The 23,513-nt window shown below is 71.8% G+C and carries 25 protein-coding genes and 1 tRNA gene; 17 read left to right on the forward strand and 9 right to left on the reverse strand.

From position 1 onward, the window contains the following. The first annotated feature begins 25 nt into the window (after nt 1–25). From ACOWU6_RS01335 to ACOWU6_RS01380, 10 genes are all read left to right on the forward strand, one after another. Nucleotides 26–1,033 carry an ABC transporter substrate-binding protein gene (locus ACOWU6_RS01335; protein ID WP_421074454.1) on the forward strand — a complete coding sequence of 336 codons (1,008 nt, stop codon included), beginning with the start codon at nt 26–28 and terminating at the stop codon, nt 1,031–1,033. A gap of 21 nt (nt 1,034–1,054) precedes the next feature. After that, a complete protein-coding gene (locus ACOWU6_RS01340) occupies nt 1,055–2,020 on the forward strand; it encodes an ABC transporter permease (protein WP_421074455.1) in 966 nt (321 codons plus the stop codon). 5 nt (nt 2,021–2,025) lie between these two features. Next, entirely contained in the window at nt 2,026–2,817 is a 792-nt protein-coding gene (locus tag ACOWU6_RS01345) for an ABC transporter ATP-binding protein (protein WP_421074545.1), read from the forward strand. A 10-nt stretch (nt 2,818–2,827) separates the two neighbouring features. Beyond that, on the forward strand, nt 2,828–3,496 hold the full coding sequence (locus ACOWU6_RS01350; RefSeq protein ID WP_421074456.1) for an O-methyltransferase: 669 nt from the start codon (nt 2,828–2,830) through the stop codon (nt 3,494–3,496). Nucleotides 3,497–3,583: 87 nt separating this feature from the next. Further along, on the forward strand, nt 3,584–4,864 hold the full coding sequence (gene eno, locus ACOWU6_RS01355; protein ID WP_271173789.1) for a phosphopyruvate hydratase: 1,281 nt from the start codon (nt 3,584–3,586) through the stop codon (nt 4,862–4,864). Between the two features lie 33 nt (nt 4,865–4,897). Then, nucleotides 4,898–5,446, forward strand: a complete 549-nt coding sequence (locus tag ACOWU6_RS01360; protein WP_271173788.1) for an FtsB family cell division protein — start codon at nt 4,898–4,900, stop codon at nt 5,444–5,446. Between the two features lie 9 nt (nt 5,447–5,455). Further along, nucleotides 5,456–5,974, forward strand: coding sequence for a DUF501 domain-containing protein (locus ACOWU6_RS01365; RefSeq protein WP_282979592.1), 519 nt, complete (start codon nt 5,456–5,458; stop codon nt 5,972–5,974). Beyond that, on the forward strand, nt 5,971–7,341 hold the full coding sequence (locus ACOWU6_RS01370) for a S8 family serine peptidase (RefSeq protein WP_324014407.1): 1,371 nt from the start codon (nt 5,971–5,973) through the stop codon (nt 7,339–7,341). Before ACOWU6_RS01365 ends, ACOWU6_RS01370 begins: the two co-directional genes overlap by 4 nt. A gap of 35 nt (nt 7,342–7,376) precedes the next feature. Then, nucleotides 7,377–8,768 (forward strand): NAD(P)/FAD-dependent oxidoreductase, encoded by a 1,392-nt coding sequence (locus ACOWU6_RS01375; protein WP_282979590.1) that lies wholly within the window; start codon nt 7,377–7,379, stop codon nt 8,766–8,768. A gap of 70 nt (nt 8,769–8,838) precedes the next feature. Next, nucleotides 8,839–8,911, forward strand: a tRNA-Leu gene (locus tag ACOWU6_RS01380). Nucleotides 8,912–8,934: 23 nt separating this feature from the next. On the opposite strand, the gene ACOWU6_RS01385 is transcribed toward ACOWU6_RS01380, so the two are convergent. The 4 genes from ACOWU6_RS01385 to ACOWU6_RS01400 all read right to left on the reverse strand — a co-directional run bounded on the left by ACOWU6_RS01385 (nt 8,935) and on the right by ACOWU6_RS01400 (nt 12,191). Next, entirely contained in the window at nt 8,935–9,615 is a 681-nt protein-coding gene (locus ACOWU6_RS01385; RefSeq protein WP_421074457.1) for a DNA alkylation repair protein, read from the reverse strand. A 24-nt stretch (nt 9,616–9,639) separates the two neighbouring features. Beyond that, nucleotides 9,640–10,800, reverse strand: coding sequence for an aminotransferase class I/II-fold pyridoxal phosphate-dependent enzyme (locus ACOWU6_RS01390; RefSeq protein ID WP_421074458.1), 1,161 nt, complete (start codon nt 10,798–10,800; stop codon nt 9,640–9,642). A gap of 19 nt (nt 10,801–10,819) precedes the next feature. Then, nucleotides 10,820–11,590: an isocitrate lyase/phosphoenolpyruvate mutase family protein gene (locus ACOWU6_RS01395; protein WP_324014411.1), complete on the reverse strand. Its 771-nt coding sequence runs from the start codon at nt 11,588–11,590 to the stop codon at nt 10,820–10,822. Between the two features lie 64 nt (nt 11,591–11,654). Continuing rightward, nucleotides 11,655–12,191, reverse strand: coding sequence for a GNAT family N-acetyltransferase (locus ACOWU6_RS01400; RefSeq protein WP_421074459.1), 537 nt, complete (start codon nt 12,189–12,191; stop codon nt 11,655–11,657). A gap of 92 nt (nt 12,192–12,283) precedes the next feature. Here ACOWU6_RS01400 and ACOWU6_RS01405 point away from each other — a divergent pair, with 92 nt between their 5' ends. Further along, nucleotides 12,284–12,850, forward strand: coding sequence for a LemA family protein (locus ACOWU6_RS01405; protein ID WP_282979584.1), 567 nt, complete (start codon nt 12,284–12,286; stop codon nt 12,848–12,850). Nucleotides 12,851–12,874: 24 nt separating this feature from the next. On the opposite strand, the gene ACOWU6_RS01410 is transcribed toward ACOWU6_RS01405, so the two are convergent. Next, entirely contained in the window at nt 12,875–13,798 is a 924-nt protein-coding gene (locus tag ACOWU6_RS01410) for a hypothetical protein (RefSeq protein ID WP_421074460.1), read from the reverse strand. Between the two features lie 23 nt (nt 13,799–13,821). Further along, a complete protein-coding gene (locus ACOWU6_RS01415; RefSeq protein ID WP_421074461.1) occupies nt 13,822–15,090 on the reverse strand; it encodes a winged helix-turn-helix domain-containing protein in 1,269 nt (422 codons plus the stop codon). Between the two features lie 94 nt (nt 15,091–15,184). Between ACOWU6_RS01415 and ACOWU6_RS01420 the strand changes: the two genes are divergently transcribed. Together ACOWU6_RS01420 and ilvA are read left to right on the forward strand one after the other, a co-directional pair. After that, nucleotides 15,185–16,420, forward strand: a complete 1,236-nt coding sequence (locus tag ACOWU6_RS01420; RefSeq protein ID WP_421074462.1) for an AI-2E family transporter — start codon at nt 15,185–15,187, stop codon at nt 16,418–16,420. 5 nt (nt 16,421–16,425) lie between these two features. Beyond that, nucleotides 16,426–17,697 carry a threonine ammonia-lyase gene (ilvA, locus tag ACOWU6_RS01425; RefSeq protein ID WP_271173823.1) on the forward strand — a complete coding sequence of 424 codons (1,272 nt, stop codon included), beginning with the start codon at nt 16,426–16,428 and terminating at the stop codon, nt 17,695–17,697. 49 nt (nt 17,698–17,746) lie between these two features. On the opposite strand, the gene greA is transcribed toward ilvA, so the two are convergent. After that, nucleotides 17,747–18,235: a transcription elongation factor GreA gene (gene greA, locus ACOWU6_RS01430; RefSeq protein WP_271173775.1), complete on the reverse strand. Its 489-nt coding sequence runs from the start codon at nt 18,233–18,235 to the stop codon at nt 17,747–17,749. Nucleotides 18,236–18,330: 95 nt separating this feature from the next. Beyond that, entirely contained in the window at nt 18,331–18,723 is a 393-nt protein-coding gene (locus ACOWU6_RS01435; RefSeq protein WP_324014416.1) for a DUF4307 domain-containing protein, read from the reverse strand. Nucleotides 18,724–18,825: 102 nt separating this feature from the next. On the opposite strand from ACOWU6_RS01435, the gene ACOWU6_RS01440 reads away from it, so the two are divergent. Continuing rightward, nucleotides 18,826–19,122 carry a hypothetical protein gene (locus tag ACOWU6_RS01440; protein ID WP_421074463.1) on the forward strand — a complete coding sequence of 99 codons (297 nt, stop codon included), beginning with the start codon at nt 18,826–18,828 and terminating at the stop codon, nt 19,120–19,122. On the opposite strand, the gene trhA is transcribed toward ACOWU6_RS01440, so the two are convergent. Continuing rightward, complete coding sequence (gene trhA, locus ACOWU6_RS01445) at nt 19,106–19,843, reverse strand: PAQR family membrane homeostasis protein TrhA (RefSeq protein ID WP_421074464.1); 738 nt, start codon at nt 19,841–19,843, stop codon at nt 19,106–19,108. The two genes, ACOWU6_RS01440 and trhA, sit on opposite strands and share 17 nt — an antisense overlap. 65 nt (nt 19,844–19,908) lie before the next feature. On the opposite strand from trhA, the gene ACOWU6_RS01450 reads away from it, so the two are divergent. The 3 genes from ACOWU6_RS01450 to ACOWU6_RS01460 all read left to right on the forward strand — a co-directional run bounded on the left by ACOWU6_RS01450 (nt 19,909) and on the right by ACOWU6_RS01460 (nt 23,420). Further along, complete coding sequence (locus ACOWU6_RS01450) at nt 19,909–20,694, forward strand: isoprenyl transferase (protein WP_271173771.1); 786 nt, start codon at nt 19,909–19,911, stop codon at nt 20,692–20,694. Nucleotides 20,695–20,737: 43 nt separating this feature from the next. Next, nucleotides 20,738–21,871: an aminotransferase class V-fold PLP-dependent enzyme gene (locus tag ACOWU6_RS01455; RefSeq protein ID WP_421074465.1), complete on the forward strand. Its 1,134-nt coding sequence runs from the start codon at nt 20,738–20,740 to the stop codon at nt 21,869–21,871. A gap of 202 nt (nt 21,872–22,073) precedes the next feature. Next, nucleotides 22,074–23,420 carry a PhoH family protein gene (locus ACOWU6_RS01460; protein ID WP_324014419.1) on the forward strand — a complete coding sequence of 449 codons (1,347 nt, stop codon included), beginning with the start codon at nt 22,074–22,076 and terminating at the stop codon, nt 23,418–23,420. The last annotated feature ends 93 nt before the right edge of the window (nt 23,421–23,513 follow it).

The raw sequence follows: 23,513 nt of genomic DNA on the forward strand, positions 1-23,513 counted from the left end.
ACCCCTCACCCGAAGGACCCGATCCATGCGACTCTCCTCGTTCTCCCGCCGTGGCCTCGGCGCCGCAGGTCTCGCCGCAGGCGCGGCGCTCGTCCTCGCCGGCTGCTCGTCGGACGGCAGCGGATCGGAAGGCGGCGGGGAGGAAGCGCTGTCGATCGGCATCAGCCAGCTCGTGCAGCACCCCGCGCTCGACGCGGCGACCGAGGGCTTCAAGCAGGCCTTCGCCGACGCCGGATACGTCGAGGGCGAGACGGTCGAGTTCGACGAGCAGAACGCGCAGGGCGAGCAGGCGAACGCCGTCACCATCGCGCAGAACTTCGCCTCGAGCGACCTCGACCTCGTCCTCGCGGTCGCGACCCCCGCTGCGCAGGCGGCCGCTCAGGCCATCCTCGACACCCCGGTGCTCTTCACGGCGGTCACGGACGCCGTCTCGGCGGAGCTCGTCGACTCGAACGAGGAGCCGGGAGCCAACATCACCGGCACGAGCGACGCCGCGCCTATGGCCGAGCAGTTCGAGCTGCTCCGGCAGCTCGTGCCCGACGCCGCCACCGTCGGCATCGTCTACAGCTCGGGCGAGGTGAACTCGGAGGTCCAGGTCGCCGCGGCCGAGGAGGTCGCCGACGAGCTCGGCATCGAGATCGTCACGCAGACGGTGACCACCGCGAACGACATCGCGCAGGCCACGGAGGCGCTCGGCGACGTCGACGCGATCTACGTGCCCACCGACAACATGGTCGTCGCAGGACTCGCCTCGCTCGTCCAGGTCGCCGAGACCCAGAAGACGCCGGTCGTCGCCGCCGAGGCGGGCACGGTCGAGAGCGGCGCGATCGCGACGATCGGCATCGACTACACCGAGCTCGGCCGCCAGACCGGCGAGATGGCGCTGCGCATCCTCGAGGAGGACGCCGACCCCGCGACCATGCCCGTGGAGACGGCCAGCGAGTTCACCTACGTCGTCAACCCGGGTGCGGCCGAGCGCATGGGCGTGGAGATCCCCGCGGAGATCCTCGACCAGGCCGAGACCGTCGAGTAGAAGCCGGCAGGGAGGACGCGCATGATCGGCGCGATCGAGCTCGGCCTCGTCTACGGGGTCATGGCGCTGGGCGTGTACCTCACGTTCCGCGTCCTGAACTTCCCCGACCTGACGGTCGACGGCAGCTTCACGACGGGCGCGGCGGTCGCCGCGGCGATGATCACGACGGGGCAGAACCCCGTCGTCGCGACCCTCACCGGCGCCGCGGCGGGTGTCGTCGCGGGAGCCGTGACCGGCGTCCTGCACACGAAGGGCCGCATCGACGGCCTGCTCGCCGGCATCCTCACCATGATCGCGCTGTGGTCGATCAACCTGCGGATCATGGGCACGGCCAAGGAGGACGCCACCGTCGCGGCCAACCTGCCGCTCCTGCGCGCCGACACGCTGTTCACCCCGCTGCGCGACGCCGACCTGCTCGGCACGTGGGGCGGCGTCGCGATCATCCTCGTCGGCGTCGTCGTGCTGAAGCTCGCGGTCGACTGGTTCCTCTCGACCAACCTCGGGCTGGCGATCCAGGCCACCGGCGACAACGGGCCGATGATCCGCAGCTTCGGCGTCTCGACCGATCGCACGACCATCCTCACGCTCGCGATCTCGAACGGCTTCGTCGCGCTCTGCGGCGCGCTCGTCGCGCAGTACCAGGGCTTCTCCGACATCAGCATGGGCATCGGCCTGATCCTCGTGGGGCTCGCGTCGCTCATCCTCGGTCAGGCCGTGTTCGGCCAGCGCTTCATCTGGCTCGCGAGCCTCGCTGTCGTGCTGGGCGCGGTGCTCTACCGGCTCATCATCTTCTTCGCGATGCGGGCGGGCCTCGACCCCAACGACATGAAGCTCGTCACCGCCGTGCTCGTCGTGCTCGCGCTGCTGCTGCCGCGCTGGGGCTTCCTCAAGCGCATCCCCTCGCTCCGCGGCCGCGGCGGACGCGTCGCGCCGCGCGAACCCGAGCCCGCCGTCGCGGCGCCCGCGGGCGCCGAGAGAGGGAGGTGACCGCCATGCTCGTCATGGACGGCATCGTCAAGACGTTCTTCCCCGGCACGGTCAACGAGCGCCGCGCGCTCGCCGGGCTCAACCTCACGCTCGACGAGGGCGACTTCGTCACGGTCATCGGGTCGAACGGTGCGGGCAAGTCCACGCTGCTCAACTCGATCTCGGGGCGGATCGCCGTCGACGGCGGAACGATCTCGATCGACGGACGCCGCGTCAACCGGCTCCGCGAGTTCCAGCGAGCGCGGTACGTCGGCCGGGTCTTCCAGGACCCGATGGCGGGCACGGCGCCGAACCTCACGATCGAGCAGAACCTCGCCCTCGCCGCGCGCCGCGGCAGGCCGCGCGGCCTCGGCCGCGGGCTCACCCGGAAGCAGCGCGAGCGCTTCCGCGAGGAGCTGCGCGTGCTGGAGCTCGGCCTCGAGGACCGACTCCACGCGAAGGTCGGGCTCCTCTCGGGCGGCCAGCGCCAGGCGCTCTCGCTGCTCATGGCCGGCTTCACCCAGCCGCGCATCCTGCTCCTCGACGAGCACACGGCGGCGCTCGACCCGCAGCGCGCGGACCTCGTGACGCGGCTCACGCAGCGGATCGTCGAGCAGGGCGGCCTCACGACGCTCATGGTCACGCACAACATGGAACAGGCGCTCGCCCTCGGCAACCGGCTCATCATGATGCACGAGGGGCGCATCGTCTTCGAGGCGACGGAGGAGCGCAAGCGCAGGCTGACGGTTCCCGATCTCCTGGCCGAGTTCCAGAAGATCAAGGGCGCGACCCTCGACGACCGGGCCCTCCTGGGCTGAGAATCGGGGCATGACCGCTTCGCATCCCGACGCATGGGCCGCCGTCGACCGCTACCTCGCCGAGACCCTCGTCGGGAGCGACCCCGCGCTCGACGCCACGCTCGCGTCGCAGGATCGCGCGCATCTTCGGCCCATCGAGGTCGCGCCCGCCGCGGGCAAGCTGCTCCATCTGCTCGTGCGGATCTCCCGTGCGCGCCGGGTGCTCGAGATCGGCACGCTCGCCGGCTACTCCGCGATCTGGATGGCCAGGGCGCTGCCCGCGGACGGGCGGCTGATCTCGATCGAGGCCGAGCCGGCGAACGCCGCGCTCGCGCGGGAGAACGTCGACGCCGCCGGGGTGGGGGAGCGCGTGGACATCCGCATCGGCCGCGCCGCCGACGTGCTGCCCGGTCTCGCCGACGAGGCGCCGTTCGACCTCGTCTTCATCGACGCCGACAAGGAGTCGAACACCGTCTACCTCGACTGGGCGGCGCGGCTCTCGCAGCCCGGCGCGGTCATCGTGGTCGACAACATCGGGCGCAGCGGCGAGGTGGCGAACGCCGACACGGACGACCCTCAGATCCAGGGCGTGCGCGCCGGCCTGGCTATGCTGGGCGAGGACCCCCGCTTCGATGCGACCGGCCTGCAGACGGTCGGCGTCAAGGGCTGGGACGGCCTCGCGATCGCCGTGCGCGTCTGACCGGTCAGGACCGACCGCGCGTCGGCAATAGACTGGCCAGCGGATCGACGTCGCTCCCCGCATCACCCACCGACAAGGAGTACTTCCGTGGCACTGATTGAGGCTGTAGGCGCTCGCGAGATTCTCGACTCGCGAGGCAACCCGACCGTCGAGGTGGAGGTGCTGCTGGACGATGGCATCGTGCAGCGCGCGGCTGTCCCCTCCGGCGCGTCGACCGGCGCCTTCGAGGCATACGAGCTGCGTGACGGCGACAAGGGCCGCTACGCCGGAAAGGGCGTCCAGAAGGCCGTCGACGCCGTCATCGACGAGCTCGGCCCGGCCATCGAGGGCCTCGACGCCAGCGAGCAGCGCGTCATCGACCAGGCGCTCATCGAGGTCGACGGCACCGAGAACAAGAAGCGCGTGGGCGCGAACGCCATCCTCGGCGTGAGCCTCGCGGTCGCCAAGGCCGCCGCCGACAGCGCCGACCTGCCGCTGTTCCGCTACGTGGGCGGCCCCAACGCCCACGTGCTGCCCGTCCCCGCGCTCAACGTGATCAACGGCGGCGCGCACGCCGACACGGGCGTCGACATGCAGGAGTTCTTCCTCGTGCCGCTCGGGGCGGAGACCTTCAGCGAGTCGCTGCGCTGGGGCACGGAGACCTACCACGTGCTCAAGAGCGAGCTCAAGGCCGGCGGCTACGCCACGGGCCTCGGCGACGAGGGCGGCTTCGCCCCCGACCTCCCGAGCAACCGCGGTGCGCTCGACTTCCTCATGGCCGCGATCGAGAAGGCCGGCTTCACGCCGGGCAAGGACATCGCCGTCGGCCTCGACGTCGCGTCGACCGAGTTCTTCAAGGACGGCGTCTACCACTTCGAGGGCAAGCAGCTCACGGCCGAGGAGCTCACGTCGTACTACGAGGACCTCCTCGCGAACTTCCCGCTCGTCACGATCGAGGACGCCCTCGCCGAGGACGACTGGGAGGGCTGGAAGGCCCTCACCGATCGCATCGGCGGCAAGGTCCAGCTCGTCGGCGACGACCTCTTCGTGACCAACCCGCAGCGTCTCTCGGACGGCATCGCCAAGGGCGTCGCGAACTCGCTGCTCGTCAAGGTCAACCAGATCGGCACGCTCACCGAGACGCTCGACGCGGTCGCGCTCGCGCAGAGCAACGGCTACACCGCGATGATGTCGCACCGCTCGGGCGAGACCGAGGACACGACGATCGCCGACCTCGCGGTCGCCGTCAACTGCGGTCAGATCAAGTCCGGCGCGCCCGCTCGCAGCGACCGTGTCGCGAAGTACAATCAGCTTCTGCGCATCGAGGAGGAGCTGGGTGCCGGAGCGAAGTTCGCCGGCCGCAGCGCCTTCCCGCGCTTCACGGCGTAAGCAGGGCGAAAGTCCCGCTCGGAAGGGGGAGTCATGGCGAGAAGACCATCGGCTCCCCCTTCCGCCGTTCGCGGACGGGGCCGTGCGGACGGCCGCCCTGTCGACGTGCGCGGCTGGCTCGGCGGCATCCGCCTCTCCGGGTTCACGGTCATCATGCTCGGCCTCGTCGTGCTCGCGGCGTTCGTGCTCGTGCCGACCGCGAGCACGTACCTCGAGCAGCGCCAGCGGATCGCGTTCCTGCAGGAGGCCGTCCAGGTCAGCCAGGACGAGGTCGACGCGCTCGAGCGCGAGCGCTCCCGCTGGCAGGACCCCGCCTACATCACGACCCAGGCGCGGGAGCGCCTGTTCTACGGCTTCCCGGGGGAGGTCGTGTACATCGTGGAGAACGACCTCGAGGAGGCCGATCAACCGCGCGAGCCCGACCCCGTGAGCGCCGAGGTCGAGGAGGCCGAGCACGACTGGATGGGCCAGATGCTCCGGTCGGTCGTGGCCGCGGGGCTCACCGAGAACGCCGTCTCCGAGGAGGACGCCGCGCTCGACGGCGGGGGCGTCTTCCAGCCCGACTCCAGCACCGACCAGTAGCCTGACGGGGTGACGACTCCTCCCTTCGAGCCCGTGCGCCCCGTCGATCTCGAGGTGGTCTCGGCGCAGCTGCAGCGCGAGGCCCGCGGCGTCGTCGGCATCGCCGCGCGCTGCGTGTGCGGCAACCCCACCGTCGTCGCGACGGCGCCGCGCCTTCCCGACGGCAGCCCGTTCCCGACGTTCTACTACCTCACGCACCCCGCGGCGACCGCCGAGATGTCGCGCCTCGAGGCCAACCAGCTGATGCCCGAGCTCGCCGCGCTGCTCGAGACGGACGAGGACGTGCGCGCTGGCTACCTCCGCGCGCACGAGGCGTACCTCGCCGACCGCGCGCAGTTCGGCGACGTGCCCGAGATCGCCGGCATCTCCGCGGGCGGCATGCCGACCCGGGTGAAGTGCCTGCACGCGCTCGCCGGGCACGCCCTGGCCGCCGGTCCGGGAGCGAACCCGATCGGCGATCTCGCCCTCGAGCGATCGGCGTGGTCGCCCGAGCGGTGCGCCTGCGAGGATCCCGGCGCGGCTGCATGACCCGACGCGTCGCCTCCCTCGTCATCGCCCTCCTGGCGCTCGCGGGCGCGGCCGCTCCCGCGTCGGCGTCGGCGCTCGCGCAGACGGCGCCCGCGGCGCCGGTCGCCGCGCCCGCGACGGCGGATGACGAGGACGAGGGCGACGACGAGACCCCGTCTCCGACCCCGACGCCCACCGAGACCCCCGAGCCCGACGATCCGATCCGGTCGGCCGAGTACTGGCTCGAGGAGTACGGCATCGACGAGGCGTGGGAGACGACGCGAGGGGCCGGCGCGACGATCGCGGTGATCGACACGGGCATCGCGAAGGGTCCGGTCGAGTTCGAGGGCGCCGTCGCCGACGGCACGGATGTGTCGGGCGTCGGGTCCGAGGACGGCCGGACGCCCGTCGGCGTGCAGGACCAGAACCACGGCTCGTACGTCGCCTCCCTCGCCGCCGGGCGCGGCACAGGGGAGGACACCGGGATGATCGGCGTCGCGCCGGAGGCGGACCTGCTGTCGATCTCGATCGGCTTCGGCTCCTCGGCGGCGGTCCCGTTCGACGAGCAGGTCGCGAAGGCGATGGTGTGGGCCGTCGACCACGGTGCCGATGTCATCAACCTCTCGTTCACGACGAACACGCTCGACTGGGACGAGAGCTGGGACGACGCGTTCCTGTACGCCTTCGAGCACGACGTCGTCGTCGTCGTGGCAGCGGGGAACCGGGCGAGCGGCACGACCGTCGTCGGCGCGCCCGCGACCATCCCGGGTGTGCTCGCGGTCGCCGGGGTCGACACCCGCGGCGTGGCCTCGGTCGGCGCGTCGACGCAGGGCATCACGATCGGCGTCGCGGCGCCCAGCGAGCAGCTCCTCGGCGTCTCGGCGACGGGCGACGTCGTGACGTGGAACGGCACGAGCGGCGCGGCGCCCATCGTCGCCGGGATCGCCGCGCTCGTGCGGTCGGCGCACCCCGACCTCGACGCGGCGAACGTGATCAACCGGATCATCTCGACCGCGAACCGTCCTCCCCAGGTCGAGGACGTGCCCGACCCGCAGTACGGATACGGTCTCGTGGACGCCGAGGCGGCCGTGAGCGCTCCCGTCTCGCGGGTGGCCGAGAACCCCCTGGGGAGCCTCGCGGACTGGATCGCGCTCCACCGTCGCGCTGACTCGGGCCCCGAGCCCACGCCGACAGCGGGAGCGGTCGAGATCCCGCCCATCCCACCCGCCGATGCACCGGGTGAGGCGAGCTCTCCGTTCGCCCCCTCGGCCGACAGCATGCGCGAGGTGACGCTGCCGCTCTTCGCGCTGAGCGCCGCTGGTATTCTTGTCGTGCTCGGCGTCGTGTCTGCGGTCAGGCGCGTTCGTTCGACGCGCGCGCAGCGATAGCCAGCCGAACATCAACTCAAGGAGTGACGTTTCACGTGCCCAAGATTCTCATCGTCGGTGGTGGATACGCGGGGTTCTACACCGCGTGGAAGCTCGAGAAGCACCTGCGACGCGGAGAGGCCGAGGTCGTCCTCGTCGACCCGCTTCCGTACATGACGTACCTGCCCTTCCTGCCCGAGGTCGCGGCCGGGTCGATCGAGCCGCGCCACGCGGTGGTCTCGCACCGCCGTCACCTCAAGCGCACGAAGCTCATCACGGCGAAGGTCACGAAGATCGACCACGCCCGCAAGACGGCGACGATCACGCCCGAGGGCGGCGAGCCGTGGGAGTACACCTACGACCAGATCGTCGTGACCGCAGGGTCGGTCTCGCGCACGTTCCCGATCCCGGGCATCGCCGACAACGCGATCGGCATGAAGTCGATCGAGGAGGCCGTCGCGGTGCGCGACACCCTCATCGGCAACTTCGAGAAGGCCGCCGCCCTCCCGAAGGACAACCCCCTCCGCCAGCGCCTCCTCACGACCGTCGTCGTGGGCGGCGGCTTCGCGGGCATCGAGACGTTCGCCGAGCTCCGCTCGCTCGCGAACGCGCTGCTCGAGAAGTTCCCGGAGATCTCGTTCGACGAGACGCAGTTCCACCTCATCGAGGCGATGGGCCGCATCATGCCCGAGGTCTCGCTCGAGACGAGCGAGTGGGTCCTCAAGGACCTCGCCAAGCGCGGCGCGCACGTGCACCTCGACACGCAGGTCACCTCGGCCGTGGACGGCGTCGTCGAGACGTCGACGGGTGAGAAGTACCCGACCGACCTCATCATCTGGACCGCGGGCGTCATGGCGAACCCCATCGTCGTGAACGGCGGCGACCTGCCCAAGGAGGCCCGCGGCCGCATCAGCGCCCAGGCCGACCTGCGCGTCGTCGACGCCGACGGCAATGTCGTCGAGGGCGCGTGGACCGCGGGCGACGTCGCGGCCGTGCCCGACCTCACGGGCGGCGGCGTGGGCGGCATGTGCGTCCCGAACGCCCAGCACGCCGTGCGTCAGGCGAAGCGCCTCGCGAAGAACCTCGTGGCGGTCATCCGCGGCGAGCAGCCGGTCGACTACGTGCACAAGAACCTCGGCGCGGTCGCGGGCCTCGGGCTCTACAACGGCGCCTTCCAGTCGGGCAAGATCGCCCTCAAGGGCTTCGTCGCCTGGGTCGCGCACCGCGGCTACCACGGCCTCGCGATGCCGTCGTGGGAGCGCAAGTGGCGCGTCATCTGGGGCTGGGTGCACAACTTCTTCCTCGGTCGCGACACCGTCCAGCTCGGCACGACGCAGGCGCCCCGGGTCTTCTTCGAGACCTACGCCTCGCGGCCGAAGCCGAAGGTCGAGGAGCAGCCGGCTCCCGCCGAGCAGCCCAAGGTCGAGGAGCCTGCGGCCGCTCGTTGAGCAGCGTCGCGCGAAGGCCGTCACCGCTGGTCGGTGACGGCCTTCGCCATGCCGTAGCGTCGTTTCCACCCCCCCCGTAGCCCAACGGCAGAGGCAGGCGACTTAAACTCGCTTCAGTCTGGGTTCGAATCCCAGCGGGGGGACCGAGCGGGCCGTGCGCGCCCGATCAGCCCTCGCGGCGGCGCACGATCTCGGCGATCCAGATCGGGGCGTACGGCGACGTGCAGTTCGGCGGCGTCGGGTAGTCCTTGAGCACCTCGAGTCGCTCGCCGATCGCGATCGCCCGCTCACGCAGGTGCGGGTGGTGGATGCCGATGGTCGCGAGCGTCTGGTTCATCGCCCACTGCAGGCGGTCCGGGGCATCCCTCATGTCGGCTTCGATCCGGTCGAGGAGATCCTCGAGGTCGAGGCCCTCGGGCTTCTTCGCGACGCGGTCGGTCGTGAGGTCCCAGCCCGCGGCCGCGACCGTCGGATCCGCATCGTCGAACCAGCGCGTGCGAAGCGCCTCGGCGTGCGGCCCCTTCTTCACGACGTAGTTCACGAGCCAGTCCTGCACCTTCGGCGCGCGGGCCTCGCGCAGCATGGCGTCGAGCTCCTCCGCGGAGAGCTCGCGGGGCCGCGCGACGAGCACGGCGACGAGGCGCGCCGCCGTGTCGTCCGTGCGCCACAGCGCGCGGCAGAGCCCGTTGTCGGCGCCGAGGCGCTTCGCGACCGCCCGCAGCTTCGTGAGGTTGACGCCGTGGTCGTCGCCGTGCCGCTCGTTGACCGCGCGCATCCGCGGATCCTCCAGCGCGGCGAGCTCGGCGAGCACATCGGACACGGTCGAGTCGGCGATCCCCTGGCTCATGAGCTCAGCGTACGCGCCTGCGGCTCATGCGAGCAGGGCGCGCAGGCGCGCGAGCCCCTCGCGGAGCTCCGTGCGCGATGCCGTGTACGACAGTCGCACGTGCGTCTGCGCGGTCGCTGCGCCGAAGTCGCGGCCCGGCGTGAGCGAGACGTGCACCTCCTCGAGGGCGCGGCGGCAGAACTCCCAGGCGTCCATGCCCGTCGAGGACACGTCGGCGTAGACGTAGAACGCGCCGTCCGGGGGCACAGGCACCGACAGGCCCAGCTCCGCGAGCCCGGCGAGCGCGATCTCCCGCCGCGCGCGCAGCTCGGCCCTGCGGTCCTCGCAGACGGCGAGCGTCTCCGGCGTGAAGCACGCGAGCGCCGCGACCTGGGCGGGCGTGGACGCGCACAGGAAGTAGTTCATCGCGAGCCGCTCGACGGGCGCGACGAGCTCCTCGGGGAGCACGCACCATCCGAGACGCCATCCGGTCATCCCGAAGTACTTCGAGAAGCTCGACACGACGATCGCGTCCGGATCATGAGCCAGCACCGTCCGCGGCCGGAGCCCGTTCTCGCCCTCATCGGCGAGGTCGAGGTAGATCTCGTCGACGAGACGCCAGGCCCCGTGGTCCCGCGCGAAGGCGCAGATCGCCGCGAGCTCGTCGGGGCGGATGGTCGTGCCGGTCGGATTCGCGGGCGTCGCGATCATGACGGCGCGCGTGCGCGGGGTCCAGGCGTCCGCGACCGCGGCCGCGTCGAGCTGATAGCGCGCGGCCGCGGGAGCGGGGAGGGTCACCGCACGGGCGCCGAACGTCTCGATGAGCTGCCGGTTGCACGGGTACGAGGGGTCCGCGAGGAGCACCTCGTCGCCCTCGTCGGCGATCGCGGCCAGGGTGACGAGGAGCGCCGCAGACGCGCCCGACGTGACGGCGATGCGGCGCGGGTCGATGTCGACGCCGTGCCGGTCGCGGTAGAAGCCCGCGATCGCCGCACGCAGCGCCGGCAGCCCGAGCGCCGGCGTGTAGGGGAGCGGGCGGCCGTCCATCGCCGCCCGCATCGCCTCGCGCACGGTCGGCGGTGCGCCGAAGTCGGGCTCGCCGAGCCCGAGGCGGATGACACGGTGGCCCTCCGCCTCGAGCTCGGCGGCGCGCGCGCCGAACGCCATCGCGTGGAAGGGCTCCACGCGCTCGGCGCGGCGGGACATCCTCATGCGACGACGGCCGTCAGTTGAGGGCGGGGGTGTCCTGCGGGATCACGCCGTCTCCGTAGAGGTCGGTGGCGAGATCGCGGAGCGCGCGGAGGGCGACCCGCTGCGTCAGAGGACCGTAGGAGATGCGTGCGACGCCGAGCGCCTCGTACTCGGCGGCCGTCAGCGCGCCGGGCAGCCCGATCACGCTGACCTTGCGCTCGCCGATGCCCTCGACGAGTCGGGCGACCGTGTCGCGGTCGAGCGCGCCGGGAACGAACACGAGGCTCGCTCCGGCGTCGAGGAACGCGCGTCCGCGTGCGATCGCGTCCTCGATGCTCTCGTCGCGGGGCCGGTCGCCCGCGCGCACGAACGCGTCGGTGCGCGCATTGAGCTGGAAGGCCACGCCCTCGGCCTCCGCCGCGCGGGTGATCGCGGCGACCTTCGCGACGGAATCCTCGAACGGAGCCAGGCGGTCCTCGACGTTGGCGCCCACGACGCCCACGCCGATGGCACGGCGCACCGTGTCGGCCGCGTCGTCGTATCCCGCATCGAGATCGGCCGTGACCGGCAGGTCCACCGCCTCGACGATGCGCGCGATCGCCGCGAGGTTGACCTCGAGCGGCATCTCGCCGTCCTTGAATCCGTGCGATGCCGCGATCGAGTGGCCGGCCGTGGCGATCGCCCGCGTCCCCGGCAGGTCGGCGACCGTGCGGGCACTGATCGCGTCCCACACGTTCACGACGCGGAGGATCTCGGGGGCTTCGTGCAGCGACTTGAGGGAGAGGGCCCTGTCCTGAATGCTCATGCCTCGACGCTATCGACCCGCGGCGCCCGCCAGGGTCGTCCGCGCATGTGTGTCTCCCGTGACCTCACACGAGCGGCTTCTCGAGCTCGTCGAAGCGCAGGCCGGCCACGCGCGGCTCCCCGAAGCGCGCGTCGCCGTAGGGGAAGGGCGAGGTGCCGCCGGTGGGGCGGTAGCCGCGGCGCGCGTACCACGCGATGAGGTCCGTCCGCGCCGAGATCACGGTCATCCGCATCCGCGGGGATCCCCACTCCTCGCGTGCGACGCGCTCCGCCTCCGCGAGGAGAGCCGCGCCGAACCCGCGGGCCTGGCGGGCGGGGTCGACGGCGAACATCCCGAAGTAGGCGTGATCCGCACGCCGATCGAGGTGGCACGTCGCGACGATGTCGCCTTGATCCGAGAGCGTCAGGAGCCCGCCGGTGGCCGAGCCGACGAGCTGCTCGACCTCGTCGGCGCCGGTGCGGCGCCCGCCGATGAGGTGCGCCTCGGTCGTCCAGCCGGCGTCGTCAGCACGGTACGCGCGCTCGACGACGGAGACGATCGCCGCGACGTCGTCGACGGTCGCGAAGCGGAAGCGGAGGCAGGAGTCGGGTCGCGCGATCACGGACGCCATCGTATGCGGATGCGCAGGCGGCGCACGGTGGCCGCGGAGGGCGCGGTGTCTAGGATGGACGCAGAAACCAAGGGGGTTCCGTCGTGGAGTGGTTGATTCCCGTTCTCGTCGTGGTGGCGATCGTCGTCATCGCGGCGATCTACCTGTGGGCGACGTACAACTCGCTCGTCCAGCTCAACGTGCGCGTCGACGAGGCGTGGAGCGGGATCACGGTCCAGCTCAAGCGAAGAGCGGATCTGATCCCGAACCTCATCGAGACGGTGAAGGGCTACGCGGCGCACGAGAAGGCGGTGTTCGAGAACGTCACGCGGGCGCGCGCCGAGACGCTCGCGGCATCGGGCCCCGCGGAGGCGGGAGTCGCCGAGAACCACATCCAGCAGGCCCTCAAGAGCCTGTTCGCGGTGGCGGAGTCCTACCCCCAGCTGCAGGCAAGCCAGAACTACCTGCAGCTGCAGCACAGCCTCGTCGACACCGAGGACAAGATCCAGGCCTCGCGCCGCTTCTACAACGGCGGCGTCCGCGAGCTGAACACGAAGATCTCGGTGTTCCCGAACAACCTCTTCGCGCGCAACCTCGGATTCGCCCAGCGCGAGTTCTTCGAGGTCGACGGCGGGGCCGCGATCTCCGAGCCGCCGCGCGTCCAGTTCTGACCGCTCGGGCCGAAGGGCTCCTGCTCAGTTCACGCTGAGCAGGAGCCCTTCGTCATCGAGCGAGATCGTTCCGTAGAGGCTCCAGGCATCGGTGCGGTAGGTGAAGACGCCCTCCGTGCCGTCGGGGCGCGTGCCCGTGACGGTTGCGACGACGGCGCCGCCGGTGGCCTGGAAGGTGCCCGTCTCGAGGTCGATCGCGGTCTCGGGCATCCGGTCCGCACGGAAGGAGACCTCGGCCGCCTCCGCGAGGTCGGCCGGCCAGGGGACGATCATCCCGCAGCCCTGCGGCACCTCGGAGGCAGTCGCGAGGCAGCCCTCCAGATGGGCGGTCAGCTCGGCTTCGGCATCGGCGAGCGCCTGGTCGGTGAACGTCGGCGCGAGATCGACCGCGACCGGCTCGGCGGACGTGCCGACCTCGGCCGTGGCTGCTCCGTCGAGGTACTCGTCGGGCCACGCCGACACCTCGTACGAGCCCGGAAGGAGTGCGAGCTGCGCGGCGCCGCCCTCGAGTGCGACCGGCTCGCCGGCCACATCCACCCACGCGCCGCGCGTCGCCGTCACCGTCACGGGCGAGAGCGGGACCTCGACGACGTGCCATCCCGATGGGGACGAGGTCAGCGTGAACGCGAGCTCCAGCGGCTCCCCGTCGAGGGTCGCCTCCGCCCGCACCTGGGCGCTGTCCTCCGACTCGTCGACCTCGACGATCTCGGCGGCGGAGAGATGCGCGGACGCCGTGGAGAACGCGCTCCACGCGGTGTCCGGCACGGCATCGGCGTCTGCGAGCAGGGCGCGGACCGCGTCGGCGTCGCCCGACGAGAGCGCGTCGAGATACCGCGCGGCCGTCTCCTCCGCGCTCGCCGGTCGGCTGGTCGACCAGAAGCCGATCGCGAGCATGCCGACGACGATCACGCCGACGACGGCGAGGATCGGGACCAGGGGTCGTTTCATGCGGGCAGCCTCCACCCGCAACACTAATCAGCCGTTGCTCGGAGAGCGCCGGGATGGGCGTGGCGCGGCGCGTCGAGCACGTGCGCGACATCGTCCGCGGCATCGCCCCAGTGCGAGACGGAGATCGCGTCGAGCCCCTGCCAGGCCGCTGCCTCGCGCAGCGCCTCCGCCGCCCTCTCGGCGACGGCGGCCGGATCGACGTGCGCCTCCCACCAGGCGGACTGCACGCGCAGCGCGCCCGCCGCGCGGTCGGCCTTGAGGTCGAACCGCCCCGCGATGCGGTCTCCGACGAGCAGCGGGAGCGAGTAGTAGCCGAACCGGCGCCGCTCGGCCGGCGTGTAGATCTCGATGCGGTAGTCGAATCCGAACATCCGCTCCGCGCGCTCGCGGAACCACACGACGGGGTCGAAGGGGGTGAGCAGGGTCGCGCGGTCGATGCGCCGGGGGAGCACGGCGTCCCGATGACGCCAGGCCGGCAGCGCACGGCCCGCGCGCTCCCACCCGCGCACGGCGACGGGGACGAGCTCTCCCGCGTCCTCGAGGTCGGACACGGCGGCGAGGACGCCGCGGCGGTCGCGCAGCCGGTGGTAGTCGGCGATGTCGGATGCCGTGGCCACGCCGTATGCGAGCGCCGCCCGGCGCACCAGCTCGCGGACCGCGTCGTCGGGGGCGACGACCCGCTCGAGGTGCTCGTGCGGGATGACGTGCTCGGCGAGGCCGTAGCGGCGCTCGAACCCGTTGCGGCCGGCGATCGCGACCTCGCCGAAGCGCCACAGCATCTCGAGCGCGCGCTTGACGTCGTCCCAGCCCCACCATGGGCCACGGCTCGCCTCGACATCGCGCTCGATCTCTGCGGGGCGCAGCGGACCGCGCTCCGCGAGCTCGGCGCGCACCCAGTTCACGGTGTCGGCGTTCCCGTCGAACCAGCTTCCCTGCCCCGCGTACCGGTTCCGCATGGCGTCCATGCGGAACCGCCAGAGCGGCCAGTCCGCGACCGGGACGAAGGTCGCCTCGTGGGCGAGGTACTCGACGTGCTCGGGTGCCCGCCCCCGACGCGCGGGGGTCAGGACGAGGCGATCCAGCAGATCCCGGTCGTAGGGCCCCAGCCGCGAGAAGAGCGGCATGTAGTGCGATCGGGAGAACACGTTCACGGAGTCGATCTGCAGGACGTGCATGCGCGCGAGCTCGCGGCGGACATGACGCAGCGAGGGCGTGGCCGGACGCGCACGGGAGAGGCCCTGGGCGGCGAGGCCCAGGCGGCGGGCTTCGGCAGCCGAGAGGACATCCTTCACGCGCGCAACGCTACCGGCGACCTCCGACACCGGGTCGCGCAGGCGGCCGATCGCGTGCCGACAGCGGAATGCACCCGGGATTAGGATGACGAGGATGAGCGACGACACGCCCCCGAGCTCTCGCGCGGGATTCCTCCGTCGACGCCGCGCCGCGCCGCCGAGCGCTCTTCCCGCGAGCCCTCCGCCCGCGGATCCCGTCGAGGTCCCCGTCGGACTGCGCATCGCGACGGCCTACGGATGGCGCTTCCTCGTGCTCGCCGCCGTCGCCGCCGTGATCGTCTGGCTCGTCATCCAGTTCAAGCTGCTCGTCATCCCGATCTTCGTGGCGACGCTGCTCACCGCCCTCCTGTTCCCGTTCTTCTCGTGGATGCTGCGCCACCGGGTGCCGCGCGTGCTCGCGGTCGTCGTGAGCGTGCTCGGGACGCTCGCGATCGTGACGGGCCTCGTGTGGCTCGTCGTCTGGCAGATCTCGCGGCAGGCGGAGGAGGTGCGCGCCCGCGCGGCCGAGTCGATCGCCGGTCTGCGGACCTTCCTCATCGACGGAGGGCTCGTCACCCCCCAGCAGCTCGACGACCTGCTCACGGGAGGCCTCCAGCTCGTCGAGGAGCAGGCCGATCTGCTCCTGAACGGCGCGCTCGCCGTGGGCTCGACCGTGGGGCACGTCGCCGCCGGCGCGCTCGTCGCGCTCTTCGTGCTCCTGTGCTTCCTCCTCGACGGCGCCGGCATCTGGCGCTGGACCGTCCGGCTCTTCCCGCGCGCGGCGCGGCCGGCGGTCGATGCGGCGGCGCGCAACGGCTGGACCACGCTCATAAACTACGCGCGCACGCAGATCATCGTCGCGACGATCGACGCGATCGGCATCGGCATCGGCGCGTTCGCGCTCGGCGTGCCCCTGGCCATCCCCATCGCGGTCCTCGTGTTCCTCGGGGCATTCGTCCCGTTCGTCGGCGCCATCGTCACGGGCGCGCTCGCGGTCGTGATCGCGCTCGCCTACAACGGCATCTGGATCGGCGTCGCGATGCTCGCGGTCGTCCTGCTCGTGCAGCAGGTCGAGAGCCACATCCTGCAGCCGCTCCTCATGGGATCGGCCGTCAAGGTGCACCCGCTCGCGGTCGTCCTCGTCGTCGCGGGCGGCTCGATGGTCGGCGGCATCGCCGGCGCCCTGTTCGCGGTGCCGGTCGCGGCGTTCGTGAACGTCGTGGCCGTGACGCTCAGCTCGGGGTCGTGGCGCACGGGAGCCGAGGTCCGCTCGGCCGATCTCATCTGGAGCACGGTCCCCAAGAGCCTCGGCCGAGGCGACGAGGACGACCACAGGAAGGCACGCACATGACGCGGATGGACGCGGACGCACCCGAGGACGCTCACGCGACGCCGGACGCCCCGCCGATCCCCGCGCTCGCCGAGTTCGAGGAGGCCGCGCGCTTCCTCGAGGGCGTCGTGGAGCACACCCCGACCGAGTACTCGCAGCACCTCAGCGAGGTGCTCGGCGCCCCGGTGCACCTCAAGCTCGAGAATCTTCAGCGCACGGGATCGTTCAAGGTGCGCGGGGCGACCTACCGCCTGTCGCGCCTCACGGAGGACGAGCGGCGTCGCGGCGTGGTAGCGGCCTCGGCGGGCAACCACGCGCAGGGCGTCGCGCTCGCGGCGCAGCAGCTCGGCATCCCGGCGACGATCTACATGCCGCTCGGCGTTCCCGTCCCGAAGCTCCTCGCGACGAAGGGCTACGGCGCCGAGGTGGTGCTCGACGGCGCGACCGTCGACGTCGGGCTGCGTCGCGCTGCGGAGCACGCCGAGCGCACGGGAGCCGTGCTCATCCACCCGTTCGACCACCGCGACGTGATCATCGGCCAGGGCACGCTCGGCCTCGAGATCCTCGACGACGTGCCCGACGTCGACACGATCATCATGGGGATCGGTGGCGGAGGCCTCATCGCGGGCGTCGCCGCGGCCGCGAAGGCACGGGCGGCCGCAGCGGGGCGCACGGTGCGGATCATCGGCGTGCAGGCCGAGAACGCCGCGCCCATGCTCCCGTCGCTCGCCGCGGGAGAGCCCGTGCGCGTCGAGACGAAGCCGACGATCGCCGACGGCATCCTCGTCGCCCGCCCGGGCGATGTGCCGTTCGCGATCGTCCGTGAGCTCGTCGACGAGGTCGTGACCGTGGGGGAGGACGACATCGCGCGCGCGCTCCTCGTGCTGCTGGAGCGGGCGAAGGTCGTCGTCGAGCCGGCCGGCGCGGTCGGCGTCGCGGCCATCCTCGCGGGCAAGGTGAGTCCGCAGGGGTCCACGGTCGCTCTCCTGTCCGGCGGCAACATCGATCCGCTCCTGTTGCAGCGGGTCGTCGCGCACGGCCTCGCCGCGTCGGGCCGCTACATGACCATCCGCATCCCGCTGCCCGATCGTCCCGGTCAGCTCGCGCGCGTCTCCGAGCTCCTCGCGGAGGCCGGAGCGAACGTGATCGAGGTGCTGCACACGCGGCACGGGCAGGGCATGCAGATCAGCGAGGTCATCCTGCAGATCTCCGTCGAGACGCGCGGCGAGGAGCACAAGCTGCTCACGCTGCAGATCCTCCGCGACGCGGGCTTCCGGCCCGAGATCCTGCCGGAATGACGAGAGAGGGCGACGGCCGGCCGGCCGTCGCCCTCTCTCGCGTGCGGGCTCAGCCCGTGAAGGTCTCGACCTTGACGATCTCGACGGGAATGTCCTTGCCGTTGGGCGCCTGGTAGCTCGTCTTCTCGCCCTCCTTGAGGCCGAGGATGGCGGCGCCGAGCGGGCTCTGCTCGCTGTAGACGTCGAGGTCGGTGCCTCCGGCGATCTCGCGGCTGCCGAGCAGGAAGCGCTCCTGGTCGCCGAACACGACCGCCGTCACGACGGTGCCGGGCTCGACGATGCCGTTGGACTCGGGGGCGACGCCGACCTTCGCGTCCTTGAGGAGCGCCTGCAGCTGGCGGATGCGCGCCTCCTGCTTCCCCTGCTCGTCCTTGGCCGCGTGGTAGCCGCCGTTCTCGCGGAGGTCGCCCTCCTCGCGGGCCGCCTCGATGCGCTTCGCGATCTCCTCACGACCGGTGGTCGAGAGGTGCTCGAGCTCGGCGGCGAGGCGGTCGTACGCCTCCTGCGTCAGGAACGGGACCTGGGTGTCATCGGACACGGTCTGTCTCCTTCGTGGATGCGCGGCCGAGGGGCCGGCATATGTGAAGACGCCCCGGCAGGTCGCCGGGGCGTCGGATGGACTGACCGTCGATCTTACGGAACCCAGCAGGACTTCACAATTCCGGTCGTCGCCTCCGCGACGGTGGGGATGCTCTCGGTGTGCGAGGCCGACACGGCGTCGGACGGCGGGTACTCGACGATCCGCCAGCCGACCACGCCGAACTGCTCGTCGAGCGCCTCGAGCGCGCAGGCGACGCTCTCGCGCGAGCCCGAGGTGATCTGGAAGGTCACCGACACCTCGTGCTCGCTGCGCACCTCGTAGCCGAGATCGTCGAAATCGACCTCGGCGGCGGCGGTCTGCATCGTCGACCACCCGAACCACCCGACCGCGAGGGCGGCGAGCGCGATTCCCGCGATCCATGCGATGCGGCGCGAGCGGCGGGGGGTTCGCCCGTAGCGCTCGTCGAGACGCTGCTGGATCGTCACGGCGTCGTCCTCTCAGGTCGGGCGAACTAGGCTGGGACTCCAGGCTAACCGCCTTTTCCCGGCGCCCCGTCTCGGGCGCCGCGCACCCCGGAGGAGTCCTCGATGCCCGCTCTCGCCGTGCTCGCCGCCACCCCGAGCCCGCAGCCGACCGTGGACCCGGACCTCGTCACGCCCGGCCCCCTCGGCTTCGCGACGATCGTCGTCCTCGTCATCGCGGTGTTCCTCCTCGTCTTCGACATGCTGCGCCGCGTGCGCCGGGCGCGGTACCGCGAGGAGGCGAACGCCGTGCTCGACGCGGAGGAGGAGGCCGCCGCACAGGAGGGCGCCGATCCGCGGGGAACCGGGACGGCGTCGGATGGCCGCGGTGAGACGGGCGAGGAGCCTACGCCGGGCCGTTGAACGCGGGCTCGAGCGCGATGAGCAGCGCCCCCGCCCAGTGGCAGAGGAACGCGAGCACCGTGCACACGTGGAAGATCTCGTGGAATCCGAAGTGGCCCGGCCACGGGTTGGGCTTCTTGATCGCGTAGACGACCGCGCCGGCCGAGTAGAGGAGGCCGCCGACGATAACGAGGACCATCATCGTCCGGTTCGCCTGGAAGAGATCGCCCATGTACATGACGGCCGCCCAGCCGAGCACGAGGTAGAGGGCGACGTAGAGCCACCTCGGGGCGCCGATCCAGAACACCCGGAAGAGGATCCCGAGGAGGGCTCCGGTCCAGACGAGGACGAGCAGCAGCACGCCCTTCGACGGCGGCAGCGCGAGCACGCCGATCGGCGTGTACGTGCCCGCGATGAGCAGGAGGATGTTCGCATGGTCGATCCGCTTGAGGATCAGACGCGTGCGGGGCTTCCAGTGGAAGCGGTGGTAGAGCGCCGAGTTGCCGAAGAGCAGGAGCGACGACGCGGCGAAGACCGCCGACGCGGCCTTCGCAGCCGCGCCGTCGGCGAGCGCCACGAGGACGATGCCCGCCACGATCGCGACGGGGAACGTCCCGGCGTGGATCCAGCCGCGCCACGACGGCTTGGGCTCCTCGTGGGCGTCCGCGCGCGCGGCATCCATCAGCGGGAGCCGGGGCACGCCGTCCGGGGTCTGCGCGGGCGTGTGCTCGTCGGAGGTCATGGTCTGACAGTACGCGCCAGCGCATGCCGTGAGCGGCACGCGGACGCCCGGAGTACGCTCGGAGGGTGATCAGCGAGCGGTCGGCGGCAGGACGGGGGCCTCTGTACCGTCTCTACATCTCGCGGCTGCACCGGCAGATCGATCCGGCGAAGGTGCCCCACCACGTCGCGATGATGATCGACGGCAATCGCCGCTGGGCGCGTCAGCTGGGCTACGAGACGCCGGCGCACGGGCACCGCGCGGGCGCCGCGAAGATGCGCGAGTTCCTCGAGTGGTGCGAGGCCATCGGCGTCGAGGTCGTCTCGCTCTACCTGCTCTCGCACGACAACCTCCGCAAGCGCGACAGCCGCGAGCTGCAGGATCTCATCGAGATCATCGCGGGGCTCGCGGGGCAGCTCTCCCGACGACGGGACTGGCGCGTGCAGCACGTGGGACGCTCCGAGGGCCTTCCGGACTTCCTCCTGTCCGCCCTGCGCGACGCGGAGGAGCGCACCCGCGGCAACAGCGGGCTGCACGTCAACCTCGCGGTCGGGTACGGCGGACGCCACGAGATCGTCGACGCCGTCCGCAGCATCATCCGCGAGCACGGGTCGAACGGGGGCACCCTCGAGGATCTCGCCGCGCACCTCACGCCCGAGCAGATCGCCGAGCACCTCTACACGGGAGGTCAGAAGGACCCCGACCTCGTCATCCGGACGAGCGGCGAGCAGCGCCTGAGCGACTTCCTGCTCTGGCAGAGCGCGCACAGCGAGTTCTACTTCCTCGAGGCGCTCGGCCCCGACCTGCGCGAGGTCGACTTCCTCCGCGCCATCCGCGACTTCGGGTCGCGAGACCGGCGCTTCGGCCGCTGACGCGCGCAACCTCGCGGACCGCCGCCTCTGCGAGAATGGAGGCGTGACCACCCTCGCAGACCTCACCGCCTCGTTCGACGTGGAACCGGGCTATCTCGACTGGGCGCGGTTCGGCCCCCTCTCCCGCACCGTGCGCGAGGAGGCGATGGCCGATCTCGAGCTGCTCGGCTCCGGTCGCGAGAGCGGGATCGGCCTCGTGTCCGGCCGTGCGGACGAGGCGCGCGCGGCGATCGCCGGCCTCCTGCGCATGGACCCCGCGGAGGTGGCCCTGCAGCCCTCGACCACGCACGGCCTCGCGCAGGCCGTCTACGGCATCACGGGCGGCGTCGTCGCGTCGCCCCTCGAGTTCCCCAGCATCCCCGTGACGATCGCGCGGGCCGCGACCGCCCTCGGCCGCATCGTGCCGCAGTGGATCGCGCCCGAGCACCGGTTCGTCACGCCCGAGGCCGTCGCCGAGACGATCGACGAGTCCACGAGCGCGGTGGCCGTGAGTCTCGTCGACTTCCGCACCGGATACCGCGCCGACCTCGCAGGCATCCGCGAGGTCATCGGCGACGACCGGCTGCTCATCGTCGACGCGACGCAGGCCGTCGGCGTCGTCGACGCCGAATGGACGGCCGCGGATGTCGTCGCCGCGCACGGATACAAGTGGCTGCGGGCGGGGCGGGGCACCGGCTTCGCGTGGTACGGCCGACGGGCGCGCGTCGCGCTCGATCCCGTGCTCTCGGGCACCACCGGCACGGACGCCGACGACCTGCCGTACGACGTCGTGCCCGTGCCGGCGCCCGCGCCCGATGCGCGCGCCTTCACGGTCTCGCGCCCCGACCCCCTGGCGGCCGCGCGTCTCGCGTCGGCGGTCGGCGAGGTCGCATCCGCGGGCATCGCCGAGATCGAGGCGGCCGTGGCGGAGCGCACCGGACGCATCATCGAGATCGCCGACGCGCACGGCATCGAGGTCGTGACGCCGCGCGATCCGGCCCGACGCGCGGGCATCGTCGCCCTCGACCCCGGGGCACGTCACGTCGGAGCCCTCGGCGCCGCCCTCGCAAACGCGGGGGTGACGGCGACGGCGCGATCCGGATACGTCCGCGTGTCGCCGCACGTCGCGACCGACGACGAGACGCTGCGGATGCTCGACGACGCGTGCGCGGTCTTCGTGCAGACGCGCGTGGGCTGACCTCGCCGCGTTCACGAGATCTTCATCCGCCCGTCAGCGTGTCCATGCGCCGCAGACCGCCCCGGCGGTCGTAGCTTCGGATCACCGGGCAAGGCGTCCGGTCGGGTCGGCCGTCAGGACTGCGACTCGTGGCCCCAGGTCGACTCGTCGAATCCGGGCGGAAGCCCGGGGTCGGGAGTGTGACGTGGCCACCACGACGGGCGTGAGCACCAGCACTGTCAGGAAGACCGGGCGGCGGTCGACGACGCGGGAGGCGCAGGACCTGCGCACCTACGTGCTCGACACCTCGGTCCTGCTGAGCGATCCGAGGGCGTTCTTCCGCTTCGCGGAGCACAGCGTCGTGATCCCCGTGGTGGTGATCACCGAGCTCGAGGGCAAACGGCACGATCCGGAGATCGGCTACTTCGCACGCGCCGCGCTGCGGCACCTGGACGAGCTGCGCGTCGAGCACGGGCGCCTCGACTTCCCCGTGCCCGTGGGCGAGGGCGGCACGCTGCGCGTCGAGCTCAACAACACCGACCAGAGCGTGCTGCCCAGCGGCATCCGGCTCGCCGACAACGACAGCCGCATCCTCGCCGTCGCCGCGCACCTCGCACAGGACGGACAGAGCGTCACGATCGTCTCCAAGGACCTCCCGATGCGCGTGAAGGCCGCCTCTCTCGGCCTTGCGGCAGAGGAGTACCTCGCGGAGCAGGCGGTCGACTCGGGCTGGACCGGGATCGCGACCCTGCAGGTCTCGGGCGACGAGATGTCGGACCTCTACGAGAGCGAGGTCGCGCTGCACGACGATGCACGCGGGCTCCCGGTCAACACCGGCCTCGTCATCCAGTCGGAGCGGGGCTCGGCGCTCGGCCGCGTCACGGGCGACGGCGAGCTGCGCCTCGTCCGCGGCGACCGCGAGGTGTTCGGCCTGCACGGGCGCTCGGCCGAGCAGCGCATCGCGATCGACCTCCTCCTCGACCCGACCGTCGGCATCGTCTCCCTGGGCGGGCGCGCCGGAACCGGCAAGTCGGCGCTCGCGCTCTGCGCGGGGCTGGAGGCGGTGCTCGAGCGCCAGCAGCAGAAGAGGATCATCGTCTTCCGGCCGCTGTTCGCGGTGGGCGGCCAGGAGCTCGGCTACCTGCCCGGCGACCAGGCCGAGAAGATGAATCCCTGGGGTCAGGCGGTCTTCGACACGCTCGGATCGGTCGTGTCGCAGAACGTCCTCGACGAGGTCGTGGAGCGCGGGATGCTCGAGGTGCTCCCGCTCACGCACATCCGCGGCCGCTCGCTGCACGACGCGTTCGTGATCGTCGACGAGGCGCAGTCGCTCGAGCGCAACGTGCTCCTCACGGTGCTGAGCCGGATCGGGCAGGGATCGAAGGTCGTCCTCACGCACGACGTGGGGCAGCGCGACAACCTGCGCGTCGGCCGCCACGACGGCATCGCGAGCGTCATCGAGTCGCTCAAGGGACACGATCTCTTCGGGCACGTCACGCTCACGCGCAGCGAGCGCTCGGCGATCGCGGCCCTCGTGACCGACCTGCTGGAGGTCGGCGAGCTCTCCTGACACGGGCGCGGCGACGGCGGCGGGGCAACGTCTCCGCCGCCGTCGCCGTGCGTATCCTCGGATACCGGTCGGCATGTCGGCCGACGCACGAGG

The sequence above is a fragment of the Microbacterium sp. SA156 genome (genome assembly GCF_049065455.1).
GTDB lineage: Bacteria > Actinomycetota > Actinomycetes > Actinomycetales > Microbacteriaceae > Microbacterium > Microbacterium barkeri.

Bases quoted from the DNA above. Each gene is read 5' to 3' on its own strand.
- ACOWU6_RS01340 (WP_421074455.1), top strand. From the start codon at position 1,055: ATGATCGGCGCGATCGAGCTCGGCCTCGTCTACGGGGTCATGGCGCTG.
- trhA (WP_421074464.1), bottom strand. From the start codon at position 19,843: ATGACCTCCGACGAGCACACGCCCGCGCAGACCCCGGACGGCGTGCCC.
- ACOWU6_RS01350 (WP_421074456.1), top strand. From the start codon at position 2,828: ATGACCGCTTCGCATCCCGACGCATGGGCCGCCGTCGACCGCTACCTC.
- ACOWU6_RS01420 (WP_421074462.1), top strand. From the start codon at position 15,185: ATGAGCGACGACACGCCCCCGAGCTCTCGCGCGGGATTCCTCCGTCGA.
- ilvA (WP_271173823.1), top strand. From the start codon at position 16,426: ATGGACGCGGACGCACCCGAGGACGCTCACGCGACGCCGGACGCCCCG.
- ACOWU6_RS01360 (WP_271173788.1), top strand. From the start codon at position 4,898: ATGGCGAGAAGACCATCGGCTCCCCCTTCCGCCGTTCGCGGACGGGGC.
- ACOWU6_RS01390 (WP_421074458.1), bottom strand. From the start codon at position 10,800: ATGTCCCGCCGCGCCGAGCGCGTGGAGCCCTTCCACGCGATGGCGTTC.
- ACOWU6_RS01370 (WP_324014407.1), top strand. From the start codon at position 5,971: ATGACCCGACGCGTCGCCTCCCTCGTCATCGCCCTCCTGGCGCTCGCG.
- ACOWU6_RS01345 (WP_421074545.1), top strand. From the start codon at position 2,026: ATGCTCGTCATGGACGGCATCGTCAAGACGTTCTTCCCCGGCACGGTC.
- ACOWU6_RS01395 (WP_324014411.1), bottom strand. From the start codon at position 11,590: ATGAGCATTCAGGACAGGGCCCTCTCCCTCAAGTCGCTGCACGAAGCC.
- ACOWU6_RS01335 (WP_421074454.1), top strand. From the start codon at position 26: ATGCGACTCTCCTCGTTCTCCCGCCGTGGCCTCGGCGCCGCAGGTCTC.
- ACOWU6_RS01440 (WP_421074463.1), top strand. From the start codon at position 18,826: ATGCCCGCTCTCGCCGTGCTCGCCGCCACCCCGAGCCCGCAGCCGACC.
- ACOWU6_RS01410 (WP_421074460.1), bottom strand. From the start codon at position 13,798: ATGAAACGACCCCTGGTCCCGATCCTCGCCGTCGTCGGCGTGATCGTC.
- ACOWU6_RS01385 (WP_421074457.1), bottom strand. From the start codon at position 9,615: ATGAGCCAGGGGATCGCCGACTCGACCGTGTCCGATGTGCTCGCCGAG.